At 51.3% G+C, this 19,318-nt stretch carries 12 protein-coding genes and 1 tRNA gene; 4 read left to right on the top strand and 9 right to left on the bottom strand.

The genetic code is table 11. The annotated features are described in order from the left end of the window. The first annotated feature begins 172 nt into the window (after positions 1-172). Complete coding sequence (locus tag NDI52_RS04090) at positions 173-568, top strand: hypothetical protein (RefSeq protein WP_348250368.1); 396 nt, start codon at positions 173-175, stop codon at positions 566-568. A 29-nt stretch (positions 569-597) separates the two neighbouring features. Here NDI52_RS04090 and NDI52_RS04095 read toward each other — a convergent pair whose 3' ends face one another. The 6 genes from NDI52_RS04095 to rplS form a co-directional block, all read right to left on the bottom strand. Continuing rightward, positions 598-1,515 (bottom strand): hypothetical protein, encoded by a 918-nt coding sequence (locus NDI52_RS04095; protein ID WP_190770933.1) that lies wholly within the window; start codon positions 1,513-1,515, stop codon positions 598-600. An 87-nt stretch (positions 1,516-1,602) separates the two neighbouring features. Next, positions 1,603-4,614: a hypothetical protein gene (locus NDI52_RS04100; RefSeq protein WP_190770934.1), complete on the bottom strand. Its 3,012-nt coding sequence runs from the start codon at positions 4,612-4,614 to the stop codon at positions 1,603-1,605. A gap of 4 nt (positions 4,615-4,618) precedes the next feature. Continuing rightward, on the bottom strand, positions 4,619-4,858 hold the full coding sequence (locus NDI52_RS04105; RefSeq protein WP_190770935.1) for a helix-turn-helix domain-containing protein: 240 nt from the start codon (positions 4,856-4,858) through the stop codon (positions 4,619-4,621). A 458-nt stretch (positions 4,859-5,316) separates the two neighbouring features. Further along, positions 5,317-6,495: a tyrosine-type recombinase/integrase gene (locus NDI52_RS04110; RefSeq protein WP_190770936.1), complete on the bottom strand. Its 1,179-nt coding sequence runs from the start codon at positions 6,493-6,495 to the stop codon at positions 5,317-5,319. 156 nt (positions 6,496-6,651) lie between these two features. Next, positions 6,652-6,724, bottom strand: a tRNA-Trp gene (locus NDI52_RS04115). A gap of 95 nt (positions 6,725-6,819) precedes the next feature. Continuing rightward, positions 6,820-7,182, bottom strand: coding sequence for a 50S ribosomal protein L19 (gene rplS, locus NDI52_RS04120; protein WP_190770937.1), 363 nt, complete (start codon positions 7,180-7,182; stop codon positions 6,820-6,822). 286 nt (positions 7,183-7,468) lie between these two features. Between rplS and NDI52_RS04125 the strand changes: the two genes are divergently transcribed. The 3 genes from NDI52_RS04125 to ppc all read left to right on the top strand — a co-directional run bounded on the left by NDI52_RS04125 (position 7,469) and on the right by ppc (position 13,137). Next, positions 7,469-8,386 carry an alpha/beta fold hydrolase gene (locus NDI52_RS04125; protein ID WP_190770938.1) on the top strand — a complete coding sequence of 306 codons (918 nt, stop codon included), beginning with the start codon at positions 7,469-7,471 and terminating at the stop codon, positions 8,384-8,386. 118 nt (positions 8,387-8,504) lie between these two features. Continuing rightward, positions 8,505-9,941, top strand: a complete 1,437-nt coding sequence (locus NDI52_RS04130; RefSeq protein WP_190770939.1) for a TldD/PmbA family protein — start codon at positions 8,505-8,507, stop codon at positions 9,939-9,941. Between the two features lie 166 nt (positions 9,942-10,107). Continuing rightward, entirely contained in the window at positions 10,108-13,137 is a 3,030-nt protein-coding gene (gene ppc, locus NDI52_RS04135) for a phosphoenolpyruvate carboxylase (protein ID WP_199308020.1), read from the top strand. Between the two features lie 172 nt (positions 13,138-13,309). On the opposite strand, the gene NDI52_RS04140 is transcribed toward ppc, so the two are convergent. The 3 genes from NDI52_RS04140 to glmU form a co-directional block, all read right to left on the bottom strand. Continuing rightward, positions 13,310-14,653, bottom strand: a complete 1,344-nt coding sequence (locus tag NDI52_RS04140; RefSeq protein WP_190770941.1) for a hypothetical protein — start codon at positions 14,651-14,653, stop codon at positions 13,310-13,312. Between the two features lie 232 nt (positions 14,654-14,885). Continuing rightward, entirely contained in the window at positions 14,886-17,117 is a 2,232-nt protein-coding gene (locus NDI52_RS04145; protein WP_190770942.1) for a GAF domain-containing sensor histidine kinase, read from the bottom strand. 753 nt (positions 17,118-17,870) lie between these two features. After that, positions 17,871-19,232, bottom strand: a complete 1,362-nt coding sequence (glmU, locus tag NDI52_RS04150; RefSeq protein ID WP_190772629.1) for a bifunctional UDP-N-acetylglucosamine diphosphorylase/glucosamine-1-phosphate N-acetyltransferase GlmU — start codon at positions 19,230-19,232, stop codon at positions 17,871-17,873. Positions 19,233-19,318: the final 86 nt, after the last annotated feature.

Consider the following 19,318-nt stretch of genomic DNA (forward strand, 5'->3'; position numbering starts at 1 on the left):
ACTTTTCAAGTATGGTTTTTGCTGACACAACACGTCAATAGATGAGACTGGCTAGAGCTTGCAGCATCAAAACGAGGTCTGCTGATTTTCCCCCTTTTGTCGCTCTGCCTACGTAAGTTGAGATTTTTCAGGTTATAAGTGTTGAAAAGTCCCGCTAGACTTTTCAACACTTATGAGTAAAGGGCATGGAAAACTCCAGCGTAAGGTGCTGGAGTTTATGGGTGACAACCACGAGAAATGGTTTAAGGGAGAAGCTTTTGTGTTCCAGGAACCGGGGCAGCCTGATCAAGTTCTTTTCCACTATCCAGAATGGCATGATTTCCGAGATGTAGGAGAGTATGTGTTTGGTCTGGAAATTACTCGTTCTGAGAATATCTCCCTACACCGTGCAATCAGAAAGCTTGAAAAAGAAGGGTTGATAGAGCCACGCTACGCTTTAGACACGCCTTCCTCGTTCTGGGGCAAGGGTTCTTCCCCTCCTGGCTTTAGATATAAAAAAATTCGGCTTACACCTGAAGGTGTAGTGGTTGCCCAACGTTATCGCTCGCAAGTAAATGAAATTCACTGACAGCGATCGCCCCCTTGATTCACCAACCTCTAGTTCTCAGAAGGGGCAATTTTACCAAACGAACCCAGAAAACCCTTATTTTTCCGTTCCTGAAGTTCATCCAGTCGATCAATAGCCTCGTACAGATCCCGGTTAATAGCCTGCTGGTATCGAAGATACAGGTTCGGGTTCTGGATGCCCTGGCTCATTGTTTGTGCCTGCTGAATGCCCTCTTCTAAAGCCGCTAGGTCTTTCAACCGTTGCAAAATCTCAGAGATTCGCACCCGTGCCAGTTCGACCAATCGGGTAGCACGGGCGATCGCTTCCTGAAAATCTGCAACACGACCATTCCGCTTCTGGTTCCAAGCATTTTCTAACCATGCTTCAAAGGAGTCCTGATAGCTCCAGACCGCTGCCGCCCGATCCTCGTGGAAGTAGTTGTATTTAAGAGATTCCCGAAAAGCTGCCAGGGTCTTTTTCTCCCCTAATTTCTCGCTTTCCTCCAGGGCATTGCTCAAAGCCTTAATCAACCTTGCCAGGGTGTTAGCTTCCTTCCGCAACACAACATTGATGGGTGTGCGCTTCTCTGAGAAAGCAGCTAAATCTGCTGAGAGATCCACATCTGGAGAAGTAACGTGATCAGGAAACTGTAAAGCCTTTTGAGCTTTTAGAATTTCGATGTTAGCGATCGCCGCTTCTACAGCCCACAAGCGATGCTGCTTCAACATCCCCATTGCTGTTTGCTGAATCAAAAAATGCTCGATTGGGCTTTCTGGCTGATAGTGGTCTACCAAGCCCTGAACCAATCCTTCAAAGCTGGATAGGTCTTCCGTTACCAATAGCGGCGGTTTACGGGCTAATAACCCATGAGTCGTGGCATTTTTTGAGGCAATCATCTTTCCCCGTTCTGTCACGGGGCCACAGGATAATGCTCCATTGCGGCGGCTAATTTCAGCACGATCGGTCATAGGTGATCCTCTCTTTTTGTTCGTTGGGTAACTGGCGGCGGTAACATCCAGAACACTGGTTGAACCACCGCCAAGAGGTTAGAGAAATCAGCAGGGTAAGGTTGGCTTATCCCTATCGGCTTTTCTCAACATTCGGATGGGGATAGGACGGATTTCGTTATGGCGCTCCAGATGAACGGCTGCCCTGTCATCCTCTAGAAGATCTGCTATGACTCCAAAACCTGATGGGGTTATGACATATTCCCCAACCTCATAAAGCGGCCTAGACTGGGTAGCTTTTGAAGCATCATAAGCGTCACTAGCATCATTAACCTCTTGAAACCCTTGCTCAGAGAGGATTCCAAGTTGTGATGCTATTTCCGGATTAGGTGACGCTTCGATAAGTGGCTGAGAAATAGAGTCACCGTTGGGTGACGCTTCAGGGGGGGCGGAAGAAATAGCATCACTACTCCGGGAATTAGCATCACTAGCAGAAACGCTTTCAGGGCAAGCATTTTTACCCTTTGGTGACGCTTGTGACGCTTGTGACGCTACTTTTCCCTTTCCGTCTATCCAGCGAATCTCTATCGGGCGGCCTTTCCCAATTTTGGGATGTGACACAACCTCAATTCCCGCGTCTCTAAGGGCGGGTGTATAACGGGGGAGACTACGGCTGAGAACGTGAGCCGCTTTCGGAAAACCTACTTTACTTCCATCACCCGCCAGTTCCTTAAATAGGTCTTTCGCTAACCCGTACCATTTATCACGTCCATCCATCAGTTCCCGGATCGCCGTGGCTACTGGCGACGCTTCCAGCGATAGCTCTGTCGCTTCATTCTGATTGCCTTGATACGCCTTTAGAAAAGAACCTGGCTCCAGCCCCAATGCAGGTTCAGCAGCCACAGCAAAACGAGCAAAATCTGCCATTCGGGGCAACCGCTCTAGGGATATGGAAGGCAACCGCCCCAATGTTTGGGAAAGGGCCGTGAAGACAGCACCTAACAAACGGGGTAGAGCAGCGGCGATCGCCTTCTCCCTCTCTTCCTCTGTTTGCCGCCGCTCCTCAGAGATACGAGGTAAGTTCACCAATAGGGAGCGATCGAGTAGGTCTGGACGGTTGGCTAAGGAATCAATCCCAGTCAGAATTAGTGGGCGTAGGAATTCGGAAACGGTTTCTTCGTCGTCAGCGTAAAGGGTTCGGGTAGAAAAGCCGCCCCCCGTAGCAATACGACAAAGGGCATCCGAGCTTTCAGGCGATAGGCCACTTAGGTTATCGAATGCCAGCACCCAACGGTTTCGACATTGGATAGCCAGATCCCGTAAATCTGCAATCTTCGGCATGAGGGGAGCTTTTCCGGGATCCACAAGACGCTTCAAAAATTTGGCGGTGCTAGTTTTTCCTGCTCCCTGTTCCCCATGACAGATCAGGATTGGGTGAGAGTAAAGGGGGAAGTAGGCATATAAGAGCCATGAGGCAACCAGCACCCACGGTTCCCCCTCTAACCCTAAAAATTCCCGCAATTCCTCCAGGTTCCCGCCCCGTTCAGGAATTGGGCATTCCAGCAGGGTATCGGGGCGAATAAATCGCACGGGGCAATCCTTTGAGTCAATTAGCCCCCAGCCGCCAGGGCTAATTTCTACGGTTTTCCAATCCGACCGCCCCAAGTCAAAGTAAATTAGCCCTTCGTGTTTAGCCAATCTCAAAGCAACCTCACGGTGATCGCCCTTCGAGATAGCTTTCCACTCCAGCACCGATAACACCTGATTCAAGGTTTCTGAACCAACTACCCGCTTGTGTGTGTCATACAAAGAACCTAAAAGCCAGGTTTTGAAAGGCTTTTTTCGGATTGGTAACGTTTGCCGAACATCACGGATCAGCACATCAGCGTAAACAGTTCGATCAGGAGAAACCCAATACTCTGCACAGGTAGCCAGGTCTATCAAAAGGTTCGCTACTGGCGGGGCTTTCCCATTGACAGATTCATGTTCCTTGGATTCAGGGCGATCGCCTTCATCTTCCCCAGTATTCTGGTTAGCACCTGGCGGCGCGTGGTCTGGGAGACTAACCCCCGCATCCCTGGCTAATTCCTCAACTAAAGCAACGAATTTCGGCCCCCGTGGCTTTCCATCACCAGCTTGAATGCGATCGCGATACTCCAGGGCAGTACCGCCGAACCCACAGGACGGGCAACGCCACACCCAAATGCCGTCTTTCAGATCTGTGTAAAAAGCGGTTCCTGATTTAGATTCATGCCACGGGCAACAACCTCGAAGCTTGCCTTTAGCCTTATCACCTTGCCAGTTGTGGCCGCTCCAGGTAAACGCCTGTTCAGGGGATAAGCGGGGAAGAATTTGTTCCCGTAACATTTGCGATAGATGCGTTTTAGGATGATGGGCAGTTGCCGTTTCTATGGTTGTCCGTGCTGGAATGAGCGATCGCAATTCCTCAAAACGATAGCGGGCTTCAGATTGGTGGAAGATGTCACAGCGTGTAGGCTCTAAACCTTCCTCTAAATGCCAACTTCCAGCCAACCGCATTAATCGGCACGGTTCCTTAATAGTTTGGTCAGAACCAAGATAAGCATTAAGGTCTTCCTGGAAATCCTCCCAATCCTTTGGATCACAACTACCATCCAACGCATAGAAGGTATGGACAGAATGCCGAGTTTTGATCTGTAAGGAGGGTTCTGGCAAGCCAAATTCCCTCCAAACTAGAAATTGATCTTCAGGTGGGCGATCGTCAAACTCAAAGAAAACAGCTTTCGGATGAGCCACATCTTTTTTACTGTGGCCGCCGCCGTTTACAACAAAGTAGATGCCTCTGTAAGGGTCTTGAATGGATGGCAAGGTACTGATCGTTGCCTCAAGATTCTGAGGATATACCCCTAATTCTTTTGCTCGTGTATCCGTCATTCGCTTCCGTTTGAGCTTCCGCAAAAAGACCGTTTCATCATCCGAGTAACCTAAAAGCTTCAGTTGGATACGGGCTTGTTCCAAATCAATTGGCAGAACACTTGAATCTTGAGGAATAACAGCAGGGCGGGATACACTTAAATCAAGAGATTTTTCATTCTTTGAGTTGACCGCCCCCGCCAGGGCGGTTTTGTTTTGTGTGGGCATGGGGCTAGGCTCCCTTGATTTCGAGATTTTTCAGGTATTCATCGATCCGGGCTTCGTGCAATTCTGGGCAGTTGCGAGTAGCAAGCCAGTGTTCAAAAAGGTCTTGATCGAAAAGCACGACACGGGAACCCAACCGCCGCCAGTGAACTCCCTCGATCAGTTCCCCCTCCAGCCGTAACCGCTTAAGGGTTTCTCGACTAACCCCCGCCAGGGCCGCCGCTTGTTTGGTCTTGATAAATCTCATGGGGAAATCCCTCAATTTGGCGAGGGGAGGGTTCCCACGGGTTAGAACTAGACGGTTGAGAATTGGTAGTAATAGAGATTTGAAGTTTCTAACTAAGTTAGAATTTGCTTCACACAACTCAATTGCTCCAACGTGCAAATGGGAAATAGTCAATCGTTGACTATTTAGGTTCCACACCTTTCTAAATATTTGAAAGAGAGCGATCGCCGTATTTATAGCTTTGGCACCTCTGGTAGAAGGCGATCGCTGAAAGCCTATAAAGCTAGGTAACGGAAGTTTCCAATAATTGGAAGTTTGAACAATCGAAGTAGCATTACCAGAGGTGTAATGCTTGTTTTTAGCTCCGCCACCTCCAGCAAGAAACGATTGCCGGAAACCTTTAAAGCTAGGTAACGCAAACGTGCAGTTACTGAACGTTTGAAGAACTGAAAGAGAATGACCAAAGCTGCAATTGCTGTTCATAGCTCTGGCACCTCCGGTAGAGGGCGATCGCCGTGGTAATGCTTCAATCCCACGGCTGCATCATGGCCTAACAAACGAGCAATATCATCTGGAGGCAAGCCCGATTCTCGAAGGGCTGTCCATGTGGTGTGGCGAATGTTATTTAAGGGCAACACCCGCGATATTTCACTCCGCTTCATTAGATCTCGAAGAACTGGGTTCCACACCCGCCGATTGAAATTAGCGGTATTAATGGCGGTTCCTAACTTGAAGCTGAAAACCGGGCTTTCCGGGTTGGGTGTGCGATCGCCCCGAATCTCCGCAATAACGGCGGATAGCTGTCCATTAATTGGAAAACGGCGGGGCGTATGAGTCTTAATGCTTTTCCGAATCCGCAGATCCGAAGGTAACGCTTCACAGAAATGGATGTGCTTTTCAGTGATATGTTTCCACTGAAGCCCCGCCAGTTCTTCAGGGCGGCATCCTGTTAGAAAAGCAAACTCGATCATAGGAGCATACTTTGGGTGATGTTCCCGAAAAGCTGTCATGATCGCCGCCCGTTCTCTGTTGGTGAAAGCCTGTTGAGTTCGAGCGCTTTCCCGTTTGGTTGGCTTAATGGATTGGGCGATCGCTTGAAACGGATTAAAACCCGCCAGTTCCCGTGATACAGCCCACTTGAAACAACCAGAGAGAGCTTCTAGAACTCGTTTTGAAATCTCTGTGCTGTAGTTCTCCAGAAGCCATAATTCAACCTCACGGGGCGTATCCACTTCAACGGGTATTTTTGCCAGGATTCGAGCGATCCGCCCATAATCCCGCTGGATGGTGGATGCCTCCAGGGTCTTCGCTTTGAAATGGGTGTATTCCTCCCAAAGGGCAGCCAGTTCGGGTAGTTGGCGGCGTTTTACCCGCTCCACTTCCTCCGGTGTTACCCCTGCCAGTAGTAGCTTATAAATCTGAAGGGTTGGATCAAACTCCTGGTAAGCCAAATCCCGTTGAATCCGCTCGGCTACCCTTTCCGCTTTCCGCCGATTGTGGAGTGTGTCTTGCATTCCACATTGGAGCCAGTAGCGGCGATGATACAGCCCGCCTGATGGGCTTACTTCCTGGCGGGTAAAGGTAATTCGTAGAACTCCCTTGTTGGCCCCAACGGAAACATTACCCCGCCGTTTTGGCTTTTTAACTTTGTAGGTCATCACAGAAACCTCTTAGCGATTAATTCGCCGTGATGGTTCCCGTCTCACTTATTTCTCACAGGAAATGACCCAACCCGTTCTAAAACGCGCCAAAAAACAAAAGCTATCCCATGCTTGAATCCCTTTAGAATCAAGATGGAATAGCTGTAATCTAAACGCGCCCTGGAGGACTCGAACCCCCGACATCAGGTTTTGGAGACCTGCGTTCTACCAACTGAACTAAGAGCGCCTGCGTAACCGAACTTTATGTAGTGTACCAGGTAAGTGCAGCCTTCTGGAAGTTTTCTAAAAAATACCCGAAGGCTTTGCACGTTCCTAGTCGCATTAGAGGGCGCGGTCGAAGCGCTGCTTCAGGCGGGTTGCCTTGCCCACGCGGTCGCGCAGGTAGTAAAGCTTGGCGCGACGGGCTTTGCCTCGGCGGAGAACTTGGATGCTGGCAACTCGGGGAGAGTGAAGTAGGAAGACCCGCTCAACTCCAACACCCTGGAAGATTCGACGAACGGTGATAGTTTCATTGATCCCACCATTGCGCATGGCAATGACCGTCCCCTCGTAGGGCTGAACCCGCTCTTTGCCGCCTTCCTGAATCACCACGCCAACCTTTACGGTGTCACCTACGTAGATGACTGGCAGATCCGTCTTTAACTGCTCCGCCTCGATAGAGCGGATGATTTCCTCGGCTTTCATGGCTACTTTTCAAAACTCACAATCACTAATCATATAGCAATCTCAGGTAATTTACGAAAGATCGAGTGAGACAGTTTTTCGGATAAGCCATAAAGGTGAAACAGTCCTTTGATAGGGCTTCATTCAAGTTCAAGCCAGACTGCCCAGGTGCTATAACCCTATGGCTTCGGGTAAGACGATAAAATCGTCTTGTTTTGACAACCTGTACCTACCTGCTGGCGTTTTACCCAGGGGGTAGCTACAGACGATCGCCCGACACAAGAGCGAAGATTCATTGGACGCAGGTATGGAAACTGAAGCACCGTTACAAGAATTTGAGTCATGTCCATTGCCCGTTGAGGGTCTATCAGAGCCGACTTCAATGGCGATCGCCCAACAACTTCAGCGGGTTTCTCTGCTCACCCCACTTCACCCGAATCCAATCGCCACGACTTTTATCCGTCAGGGGCAGGGCTCCGTACCAGTGCTACTACTCCACGGCTTTGATAGCTCGGTGTTCGAGTTTCGCCGCTTAATCCCCCAACTTGCAGCGCAGCATACTACCTGGGCTGTTGATCTGTTGGGTTTTGGCTTCACCGAACGTAAATCCGATGTGCCGATTACCCCGGAGGCTATCAATCAACATCTCTATGCTTTTTGGAAAACGTTGATTGCTCAGCCTGCCGTGCTGGTTGGGGCCTCGATGGGTGGGGCAGCGGCGATCGCCTTTGCTCTCAACCACCCCGAAGCCGTTTCAAAATTAGTCCTTCTAGATAGTGCTGGCTACACCGTAGGCCCGGCTCTGGGTCAGTTTTTGATGCCACCCCTGGGGAACTGGGCTACAGCGTTTCTCCGGAGCCCTAAAGTTCGCCAGGACATTGCTGTAAAGGCTTATCACGATCCGGTTTGGGCCTCCGAAGACGCCGCCCGTTGTGCCGCCCTGCACCTGTCAGCCCCCGGATGGCAGCAAGCTCTTATTTCGTTCACCCGCAGCGGGGGTTACCGCTCCTACCGAACTCGTCTGGCAGAACTGAAGCAACCTACCCTGATCCTTTGGGGCCGCTCTGATCGCATTCTAGGGATTCGAGACGCTGAGAAGTTTGCAGGGGCGATCGCTCACAGCCGTCTGGTCTGGGTTGACGCTTCTGGTCACGTCCCCCACCTGGAACAACCTCACTTTACCGCCAACCAAATTCACCAATTCATTACGGCCCGTTCAGATTAAAAATAACTTTTGAGGGCAGGATGAAACGCTGCCCTCAAAAGTGGTGCAAACTTGCCCCGAAACACTGAAGTGGAAGAATTTCCGTTACTATCGTCGCATTAGCGTTTTGTGGAATCCAATGATTTCAGACCTCCAACGTGCGCTCTCTGCTGTTACTCTACCCGCCGATTGGGTTGGAATTCGGGCCGTGCGCCAGCAGTCTACTTACCGATCAGTGCGAGATGGTCTCCCTCAGGGAAATAGCCGCTCCTTGAATCAGGGAGCCATGGTGGAGGTCATGGCAGGTGGCCAGATTGGGTATGGTGCGGTCAACTCTCTCGACCCGGATGCGATTCAGGAGGCCGCTAGGATTGCCTATGAGCAGGCGATCGCAGCTCAAGCCTGGGCCATTCATTCTCTGACCCCATCGGTGCGGCCTCCCGTGGTTGGGCAGTATGTTTCGCCGGTTGAGAAGCCGTTAGATGTGCTGTCTGTGGGCGATATTAACGATATTCTGGTGCGGCTTTGCAACACCTTGAAGGTGGACGATCGCATTGTTCAAACCTCTGCTATGGCTACGACCGAAGAGGTTGAAACCTGGTTTGTTAGCAGTAATGGCTCTGATGCTTACCAAAAGTTGGTGCTGCTACAAACGCATTATGGTGCCACTGCCCAGGATGGTGCTGTTGTTCAACAGCGCACCGACAATGGCCCTCTGGCCCATTGCTATCAGGGGGGATGGGAACTGTTTCTAACCCAACATTTATGGGATCGCGCCCATCAGATTGGGGAACAGGCAGTAGAATTGCTCACTGCTGAAGAATGTCCCACCGAGCGTACCACCCTGGTGCTGGCTCCCGATCAGATGATGCTGCAAATCCATGAGAGTGTTGGGCATCCGCTGGAACTCGATCGCATCCTGGGGGATGAGCGTAATTACGCAGGAGGCAGCTTTGTGAAGCCAGAGGATTTTGGTTCTCTATCCTATGGCGCGCCCCTGATGAACATCACCTTTAACCCCAATGTGCCCGGAGAATTTGCCAGCTACCGGTTTGATGACACGGGCGCTACCGCTAGCAAGGAATACTTGATTCAAGAAGGGCGGCTTCTGCGAGGGTTGGGTAGCCTGGAGAGCCAGCAGCGTTTAGGGGTACCTGGTGTAGCTTGTGCCCGAGCTTCTTCCTGGAATCGACCTCCGATTGATCGAATGGCTAACTTGAATTTAGAAGCGGGAACTGAATCCCTGGAAGAGTTGATTGGCAACATTGAATCTGGGGTATATATGGAAGCCAATCGTTCCTGGTCGATTGATGATCAGCGCTACAAGTTTCAATTTGGTTGCGAGTATGCCCGTAAGATTGAACAGGGTAAGCTGACGCAACCACTGCGCAATCCCAACTATCGGGGAACCACACCAGAGTTTTGGCACAGTCTTATGAAAGTTGGTCGCCCCGACACGTGGGAGATGTATGGCACGCCCTACTGCGGTAAAGGAGAACCTAACCAGGCCATTCGTGTGGGTCATGGCTCTCCTGTGTGCGCTTTTGATGGAGTGGAAGTCTTTGGTGGTGGTTAAGCGAGCTTAGCTGGGCTGCCGACAAAATTTTCCTGTCTTCCCCTCAAAAAGCCGCACCCGGTACTGAAGTTAGGGTAAAAAACCCTAGAATTATCAAATAATTTAAGACTGACTCTAAATTATGAGTTCAATCCTCCACTCATCTGATGATGCACCCCGTGGACCTATGGCCACTGAATCAACCTCTAACTCGGAAATGGCGATCGCATCCACCAATGATCTCTTTCTGAGGCATCGTCTCCGCATCGTGGAGGACCTGCTTGAGGCAGTTTTGTATCAGGAATGTGGGCAGCAATTGGTGGATCTGCTGCGGCAGCTACGTACTATGTCGTCCCCAGAGGGGCAGGCTCCTGAAGCGGAGAATCTGGCTGTTGTCGACATCATCGAAAAGCTCGATTTAAACGAAGCAATTCGAGCGGCCCGAGCTTTTGCGCTGTATTTTCAACTTATTAATATTGTTGAGCAGCATTACGAGCAACGGGGGCAGCAGCAACAGTACCGGGCTATTTACGAAGAGGTGAATGTTGATTCCCCCCTCCAGCAGGCAGAAGGTGAATCAGCCAATGGGTTGCATACCTCATTTCTGGAGCGTACCCTCAACGACTTTCCCAGCCTTAACCGCAGCAAAACCTTTCAGGTGTTGTTCCCCTGGCTGCTTAACCTTAACGTTCCACCCCAGCAGGTGCAACGTCTGATCAATAAACTCGACATCCGGCTGGTTTTTACGGCTCACCCAACGGAAATTGTACGGCACACCATCCGCCACAAACAGCGACGTATTGCCCGTATCCTGCGCCAACTGGACTTACTGGAAGATAACGGTATGGAGAAACCTGGCATCTCCTCTTCTCTGGAAGCTCAGTTGTTGCGGGAGCAACTGATGGAAGAAATTCGCCTCTGGTGGCGTACCGATGAGCTTCACCAGTTCAAGCCCACCGTGCTGGATGAAGTAGAGTACACCTTGCATTACTTCCAGGAGGGGCTGTTTGATGTGGCTCCTCAACTCTACCGGCGTCTTCAGCAAGGGCTTCAAGGAAGTTTTCCCAGCCTAAAGCCACCCCAGTTTAACTTCTGCAAGTTTGGTTCCTGGGTCGGTTCAGATCGCGATGGCAACCCCTCCGTGACCCCTGATATTACCTGGAAGACTGCCTGCTATCAGCGGAATATGGTGCTGGAGAAGTACATCCAGTCCGTGAAGCACTTGACTAATCTACTCAGCCTCTCCCTGCACTGGAGTGATGTACTGCCCGAGTTGCTCGACTCCCTGGAGCAAGACCAGATCCAACTGCCTGACATCTATGAGCAACTGGCGATTCGCTATCGTCAGGAACCATACCGATTGAAGCTGTCTTACATCCAGAAGCGCTTGGAAAATACCCTGGAGCGTAGCGTCAAGCTTTACGAGGGGGATTACTTCCAGAGCGAAATTCCTGATATTAATCCGGCGATTCTCTATGCTTCTGGGCAAGATCTTCTGCGGGAATTAGAGCTGATTCGCCGGAGCTTGCAAGAGACCGGCTTGGAATGCCGAGATCTGGAGAGTCTGATCTGTCAGGTTGAGATCTATGGCTTTAACCTGGCTCAACTGGACATTCGTCAGGAAAGCTCGCGGCACTCTGACACCATCAACGAAATTCTAGAGTATTTGCAACTCCTACCCACTTCCTATGCCGAGATGTCTGAGGAGGAGCGGGTTGCGTGGCTGTCGACAGAGCTGAAGACTCGCCGTCCGCTGATCCCAACAGAATTACCCTTCTCAGAAAAGGCCAACGAAATTATTGCCACATTCCGCATGGTTCGGCAACTGCACCAGGAATTTGGCCCTTCTATCTGCCAGACTTACATCATCAGCATGAGCCACCACGTGAGTGACCTGCTGGAGGTGCTACTGCTGGCGAAGGAGGCTGGGCTTTATGATCCTGCGACTGGAGCCGGTAGCCTTTACGTAGTGCCGCTGTTTGAGACAGTGGAGGATTTGCTGCGGGCTCCTGCTGTGATGAAAGAATTGTTCGAAATGCCACTTTACCGGGCATTTCTGGCAGGGGGCTATGCTGCGATGGTTGAAGCTACCCAAACCGAAGGGGCGTTGGTACCTGGCCTGCAAGAAATTATGCTGGGTTACTCCGATAGCAACAAGGATTCTGGCTTCCTCAGCAGCAACTGGGAGATCCATAAAGCCCAGCAATCTCTGCAGCGGATTGGTGAAGATTATGATATTGCCTTACGGATCTTCCACGGTCGGGGTGGTTCGGTCGGTCGGGGTGGCGGCCCTGCCTATGAGGCGATCCTAGCCCAGCCAGGACGTAGCATTGATGGCCGCATCAAGATTACGGAGCAGGGTGAGGTGCTGGCTTCTAAGTACAACCTGCCCGAACTGGCGCTGTATAACCTGGAAACCATTGCAACTGCGGTGATTCAGGCTAGCCTATTACGGAATGGATTTGATGATATTCAGCCCTGGCACGAGATTATGGAGGAGCTGGCGGCGCGATCGCGCGCCCACTACCGTGCCCTGATTTACGAACAGCCAGATTTCGTTGAATTTTTCCACCATGTCACTCCAATTGAGGAAATTAGCCAACTCCAGATCAGCTCTCGTCCTGCTCGTCGAGGCGGTAAGCGTGACCTGAGCAGCCTGCGAGCCATCCCCTGGGTGTTTAGCTGGACTCAAACCCGCTTTCTGCTGCCCTCCTGGTATGGAGTGGGGACGGCTTTGAAAGAATTCCTCGACGAGGAACCGGAGGAGAACTTGAAGCTGCTGCGCTACTTCTACTACAAGTGGCCTTTCTTCAAGATGGTGATTTCTAAGTGCGAGATGACTCTGGCTAAAGTGGATTTGCAGATTGCTCACCACTTTGTGCGAGAGTTGTCGCCGGGGGATCAGCGCGATCGCTTCCAACAACTCTTCGAGCAGATTTCGAGTGAGTATTACCTGACTCGTGAGTTAGTCCTGAAGATTACGGGCCATAAGAAACTGCTGGATGGTGACCCCGATCTGCAACGCTCGGTTCAGTTGCGAAATGGCACCATCGTACCTCTCGGTTTCTTGCAGGTGTCCCTACTGAAGCGCTTGCGGCAACATAAGAGTAATGCAGCTTCTGGAGTCATCCGTTCGCGTTACAGCCGGGGTGAGCTGCTGCGGGGAGCGTTGCTCACGATTAACGGTATTGCTGCGGGAATGCGGAATACGGGTTGATTGCTTCAATCGATTGAGTGGACAAAATCATAAAGCTCTTTGCAAAAAGGGATGGGCGCTCAGCGTCCATCCCTTTTTGCAAAGAGCTATCGGAACTAGAGCATTTGTGTTGTGGATGGTGTGCTTCGCACACCATCCACAACACAAATGCGTAAGTCCTGCCCAAGTGAGATTATCGGAGAATCAGTGGGGGCGGTGGGATGTTAACATCCATGTTCAAATTTGCCCAGTTAACGGGAGTTTGATAGGACCGTTCTGGAGGAGGCTCTGGGTTATCGGGAATGCCGATTTGGAGGCGATCGCCCAACTCCCGAGGAATTCCTCCATAAGCTGCTAACAGGCGTCGAGCCTCAAGCCCGGCTTGGGTTTCGGGAGAAATTTGGTGCAGGCGATTAATGGCCGTATCCCAGATTGTCCAAACCTTTTCCCAGTCCGTTGCTGTAACGGCTTTCGCATGCTTGTTCTGGGCTTGCTGAATTTCTTGCCGCGCAATGAACAATTCCTCCTGGCCAACTGCTTCGAGGGCTCGTTGTTCTTTTGCGAGGGCTAATTTAGGGCGGTAAAGTTCGAGCTTTCGTTCCGCAAAAGCGTACAGGGGGCTATCGGGGGGAATAGCCTCAAGTTTGTCGATGGTATCCTGCCACAGCAGCTGAATGGTAGCCCAGCTCTCAAGTTGGTTGATAAAGTTCTCGCTTTTATCCCAGGCGGTAATAGCGAGCCTAGCCGCCGCCATAGCCTGCTCCAACTGCTTGGTCTGTTCCCGGTAGTTCGCGGATAACGTGCGAGCTTCGGGCGATCGCCCTGACCATGGGGGAATGGTCTCCAACAAGCTCACGGCTCCCGTCAGATAGTCCTGAGCTTCTTTGAGATCATCGTAGTTTTGAGCTACGGCTAAGCGTTGTTGGAACTCTTGACCCAGAGTCTGAGCGGTTTGTAACTGAGGGCAAGCGCCACCTACACAAGGTTGGCTCACCAGATAACCACTCAGGGCCATGCCCATCACGGCAGTTACTGCCAGGGAGTTTTCAATACCATTAACCCAGGCCCAGTTTCCCCGGTTATGGACGACTTCCCAATCTACAACGTGAATTTCAGGCGCTAATAATGCTCCCCGAGGTTGCAAGTCCTCACTGAAGGGAGTAGCCTTATCGGCGGCTATATCCTCCAGCCATGCGGTGATTTGCACGGGCTCGGTAAGCTCCTCAGGCACAACAAACTCGCGTTGGTCATCAACTAAGAAGTGGCAACGGGCGTAGGGGAGGGGCCGTCCCAGCACTCGTAAGTAAAGCCGCACTCGCCGGGTAAAGGCCAATCGAAACGATGCGACAAGATTCTGGAGCGACTGCAAAACCTGCACGGGTTCCAGAATGACCTCTGGTGGGTGAAATCCCACAATGATGAGACGGCCATCCTGAAACCCGCAGCGAATGCCAACAGGGATATTGCGCTCCTGAAGCAGTGTTTCTAAATGGTTTCCCAGGCTCCTTAATTCCGCTTCTGTAATGGTCGCGTCCATAGCCGTTGCCCCCAGCTGAAGGATGTACCTGCGATCGCCAGTCAGTTCTATACCTTTCCTATTGTTCTAACGGCAGAGGCAGAATCAGGAAAAACTCGGGAAACATCAGCCTTGTAGCAACCAACGGATGCATCTATCGACGGATGTATCCGATATTACATCTGCTATTTTTCAAAGCTGAAGCTTTGTCGCTGGGCGGCAGCAAAGTCCAGTTCTGAAACAAGGTCAGGCGCTATAGAACAGGGATGCTGAGGGTAAAACAGGTTTGTTGCATCCTGCTATTGACGGCGAGGCTTCCCCCTAGACGCCGGGTCAATTTTTGTACCAGAGCCAGCCCTAAGCCCGTACCGCTATGTTGCCAGGGATTCTCATTCGGTAAGCGATAAAACTTGTCAAAGATATGGGGTAACTCACCTATAGGTATTTCAACCCCAACATTGACGATGCTGATCTCAACTTCTACGGGATGATAATCAGCCCCAAGTAATGGTTGCACGCGAACCGCGATCGCACCATCGGCCGGTGTGTATTTGCAGGCGTTGTCCAGCAACTCCGATACAATCCGCTCCAGAATTCGCAGATCTGTGTTCAAAGGGGGAAGTTTCGCGGCGAGTAGCAGGTCGAACTGCTGGCCTGCGGTTTTGGCACGCTCGGCGAAAGGTTGTACCAGTTGGGGGAACCAGAGGTTGAGATCGAGGGCAGTACGCTGCAACGGCTTTGGATCCGTTTCAAGCTGGGATAAATCTAACAAGTCATTAATCAGATTTGTTTCCCGCTGGCATTGAGTATTCAAAATTTCGAAGTAGCGGTGAATGGGAGTGCCACTCTCCAGGCAGCCCATGCGCTCCAGGTTGATCCCCAGCATTTGAATGGCCATCTTGATGCTGGCCATGGGGGTGCGTAACTCGTGGCTGACTGTGCTGAGAAAATCATCCTTCAATCGATTTAAGCGCTCCAGTTGCATCACCTGAGCCTGAGCCGCTTGGAACAACCGGGACTGTCGCAGGGCGATCGCACATTGATTAGACACCAGCTCCACCAGCCGCAAGTCCTGATCGCGGAAGGTTGAGTACTGCTGAGTAATGAGCCAGAGGTCTCCCAATACCCCCAGGTCATCCTGAATGGGGCAGGCAAACATCGCCACCCGACCCCGTACTGGGTTAGGAAAGATTGAGCAAAACTGAAAGCAAAGGCCGTTTAAGAGCTGACCATAAATCTCCGGAAACGCCTGCATATCAGCCACATGCCCTTCAAACGGAACTCCCAGGGTAATGTGCTCGTAGCGAATGGTTGAGGTACCCCGTTCCAGATCATAAAGGGCTGCATTACAAGACTGAACCCCCAGGGCGATCGCTAACTCCTGCACAGCCGTTTGCAAAATTTGATGCTCATCCAGAGAGTCTCGTACCTTGTCGGTGATGCGCTTAAGGGTGGCTTCGAAATCGGCAGCTAACTCCAACTGCGCACTGTGGGCTTGCACCTGCCGTTCTAGCTCAGCAATGCGGCGGTAAAGCTGACGACAAACTTCAGCCTCTTGAATCGCAATCGCCAGATGCAGTGCCATCGTGTGGAGCAGGTCCCTCGGTAGTTCTCGGTTGCGCTGGGTTTGCACGTATAAAGCACCCCATAAAGCTGTCCCTCCAGCTTCATCCGGGCTATCTGGTAACCCCACCAACCACTCCCCTCGGCCCCCATCGATTGGAAGCCCCAATTCGCTCAGACTCAGGCTCTCCAGGGAAATAGGAGTAGTGGAAAGGCGGGCTTGCAGGCGATCGCCCGGGTCCGCAAAGATGGGAGGAAAAATACATCCTGACCCTTCTTGCTGGCCTGCCATGGCTACAACCGTCCAAGTTTTTTGAACTGAAGAGTAGTGCAGCACAATAGCACGGGTAACCGATAAGTGCCGGGCGATCGCTTGAACACCTCGATTCAAAAGCACTTTCAAATCAACCGCTGGGTGCAGAGCCTCGATAAACTGGCTTAACGTCCTATCCATCTCCGCTGCCGAGATTGCAACGGGTAGAGTGTTCTCAGAGGGGTGTGGAGATTTTGTGATGGGCGTTAATTGGGAGAATACCAGCAGCGCGTGTTCAGGACTAATCGGTTGAAAGGCAATGGAAACTTCGGTCAGCCCGATCTTTAGCTCCAAACAGAACTGCTCCTGTTGGCTATGTTTCCCTTCTTTTACTCGCCGTTGAAGTCTTTTACGTTCTTTTGGCGTCTTGCAATACTCCATCAGTAAGGGAGGATCGCTCTCTCCTACTTCTGGCCAGTCAACCAAATTCCAGAAGGCTGTGTTACCGAGGTAAAGCTGAGTGGTATGGCGATCGCATAAAACAGCCGCTAGAGGAATCACAGCCAGTAACTCCTGAGCCTTAAGCAGGGCGGCTTCAGCAACACTAACACTCAAGGGTGCCTCATCGTCGGGCACTTCGGGAACAGGGCTTATGGCAGGATAACCCATATACACTCAACGGATGGGGAGCAGAGGAACTGGGAGCCGCGCAGAACTGGTGAGAAGGAAAATACTCTGGATTTATCAGGGAAACCCAGGATAGACGCAGCTTGATAGGAACTCTGGAGCTGTTGTTAACACAAACCGGCACTGAGGGTGCTCATGGATCAGCATCCCTATGGCCAGGCCAGCATAAGGGTCAGTACAGGTTAGAGAGGGATTGACTCGATTAAAGTTCAGGATGATGCCCTTAGTAGCAAGTGTTCCTGTAACTTCCCTGCTTTTCTACCTCCTCATCATGCCCAAAAAAAGGTGTCGGTCATCACCAATGAGACTTTAGGAGGTTTCTGCATAAGAATTTACCCAGAATGTTGGTGCTTTGCCCGCGAAGCGGGCAAAGCACCAACATTCTGGGGGTAATTTCATTACTGGAAATCTCCTTAGATGGAAGTGGGTTTTGTGAGCTGAGAGGCTGAATCAAGCTAGTTTTTCAGCTCACTACATCTAAAATTTTCGTTACGTTATAAAACGCTTTCTTAGAGCCTATTTGAACGACCAATATGGGGAGGGTGGAGTGCGTACGCACCCCACCCTCCCCATATTGGTATGTTTGAAGGTAGGGGTGCAAAGCACCCCTACCTTCATGAGCCGACTTAAGCCATCGAGTATTCGGGTTTACTTTAAAAGTAATTTTTTGTGCGCTTTGTGCACAAAAAATTACCCTTTCAGCCAGCTTTAAAGCACTCTCTAGTTCTACTGATATTAGGGAAGTGGAGCGGAGCGAAGCCGCCACCCAGGTTTGATGGTTTGACGGGCGCGAGCGATCGCCAACGCATCATCGGGCACATCCTCGGTAATGACCGAACCAGCCGCGATAGTGACGTCAGCCCCCACCGTAACCGGAGCTACCAGCACACTATTGGAGCCGGTTTTGGTCCGATCGCCAATCACAGTCCGATGCTTCTTATACCCATCGTAGTTAGCTGTGATGGTTCCTGCACCGACGTTGACACGATTCCCCAGAGTGGCATCTCCCAGGTAAGACAGATGTGCTACGTTGACGCGATCGCCCAGGGTCGTATTCTTCAACTCAACAAAGTTACCGATGCGGCACCCTTCGCCAACTTCCACATGACCCCGTAAGTGGGTGTAAGGGCCAATTCGGCTATTCGCCTTGACGACGCTGTCACTAACCACTGAAAACATAACGGTTGAGTTGTCGCCAATTTCGCTGTTTTCAATTAAGCTGCCAGGACCGATGTGGGAGCCGGTATGAATGAGCGATCGCCCTCGCAAATGGGTCTGAGGCTCAATAATCACATCGGGCTCCAACACCACCTCGCTGTCGATGGTAATGCTGGCGGGATCCACTAGGGTTACGCCCGCGGTCATCCAACGGTCTTTAATACGGTCTTGCAAAATGTCGTAGGCGGTTGCCAATTGGAGGCGATCGTTGATCCCCAGAATTTCCTGGTAATCCTCGACATCAACTGCCATGACGGGTTCCATAAACCGCACCACGTCGGTCAGGTAATATTCTTTCTGATCGTTGTCGTTAGTGAGTTTTGGCAATACTTGAGCCAAATCTGCCCAACGGAAACAATAAACCCCTGCATTAATGCGGCGATTTTGCTTCTGAGCCGCAGTGCAATCGCGATCTTCTACGATCTGGGTGACGACATTGTTACCATCACAGAAGATCCGGCCATATCCCTTGGGATCGGGCAGGTGAGCTGCGAGCAGTGTTACTGCATTGCCTTCCTGCCGATGGGTCTCCAGTAGGTTCGCCAGGGTTTCAGGCCGCAGGAGTGGAACGTCGCCATTCAGCACCAGCAGGTCACCCTCATATCCTTGTAAGGCCGGGAGCAACTGCTGAACAGCATGGCCTGTACCCAACTGTTCCGTTTGTTCAACAAATTCTAATGTGGTGTCTGCACCCAGGCGTTCCCTGACCTGATCTGCCCCAAACCCCACAATCAATAACCGTCGTTCCGGTTGGATGCTGGCCAGGCTTTCTAAAACCCGTTCTACCAGCGATCGCCCCCCCAGAGGATGGAGCACCTTGGGCAGATGCGACTTCATACGAGTTCCACGCCCTGCCGCCAGAATTGCTACCGCTACCATGTTGTCTTCCAAAGATTCCAAAGGGGAGTATATCGTGCTTCCGGTTGCGCTATAGCGTCCCTACGCGATTTGTGAAATGGTTTTTG

Source organism: Leptolyngbya sp. PL-A3 (assembly GCF_039962325.1).
Classification (GTDB): domain Bacteria; phylum Cyanobacteriota; class Cyanobacteriia; order Elainellales; family Elainellaceae; genus Vacuolonema.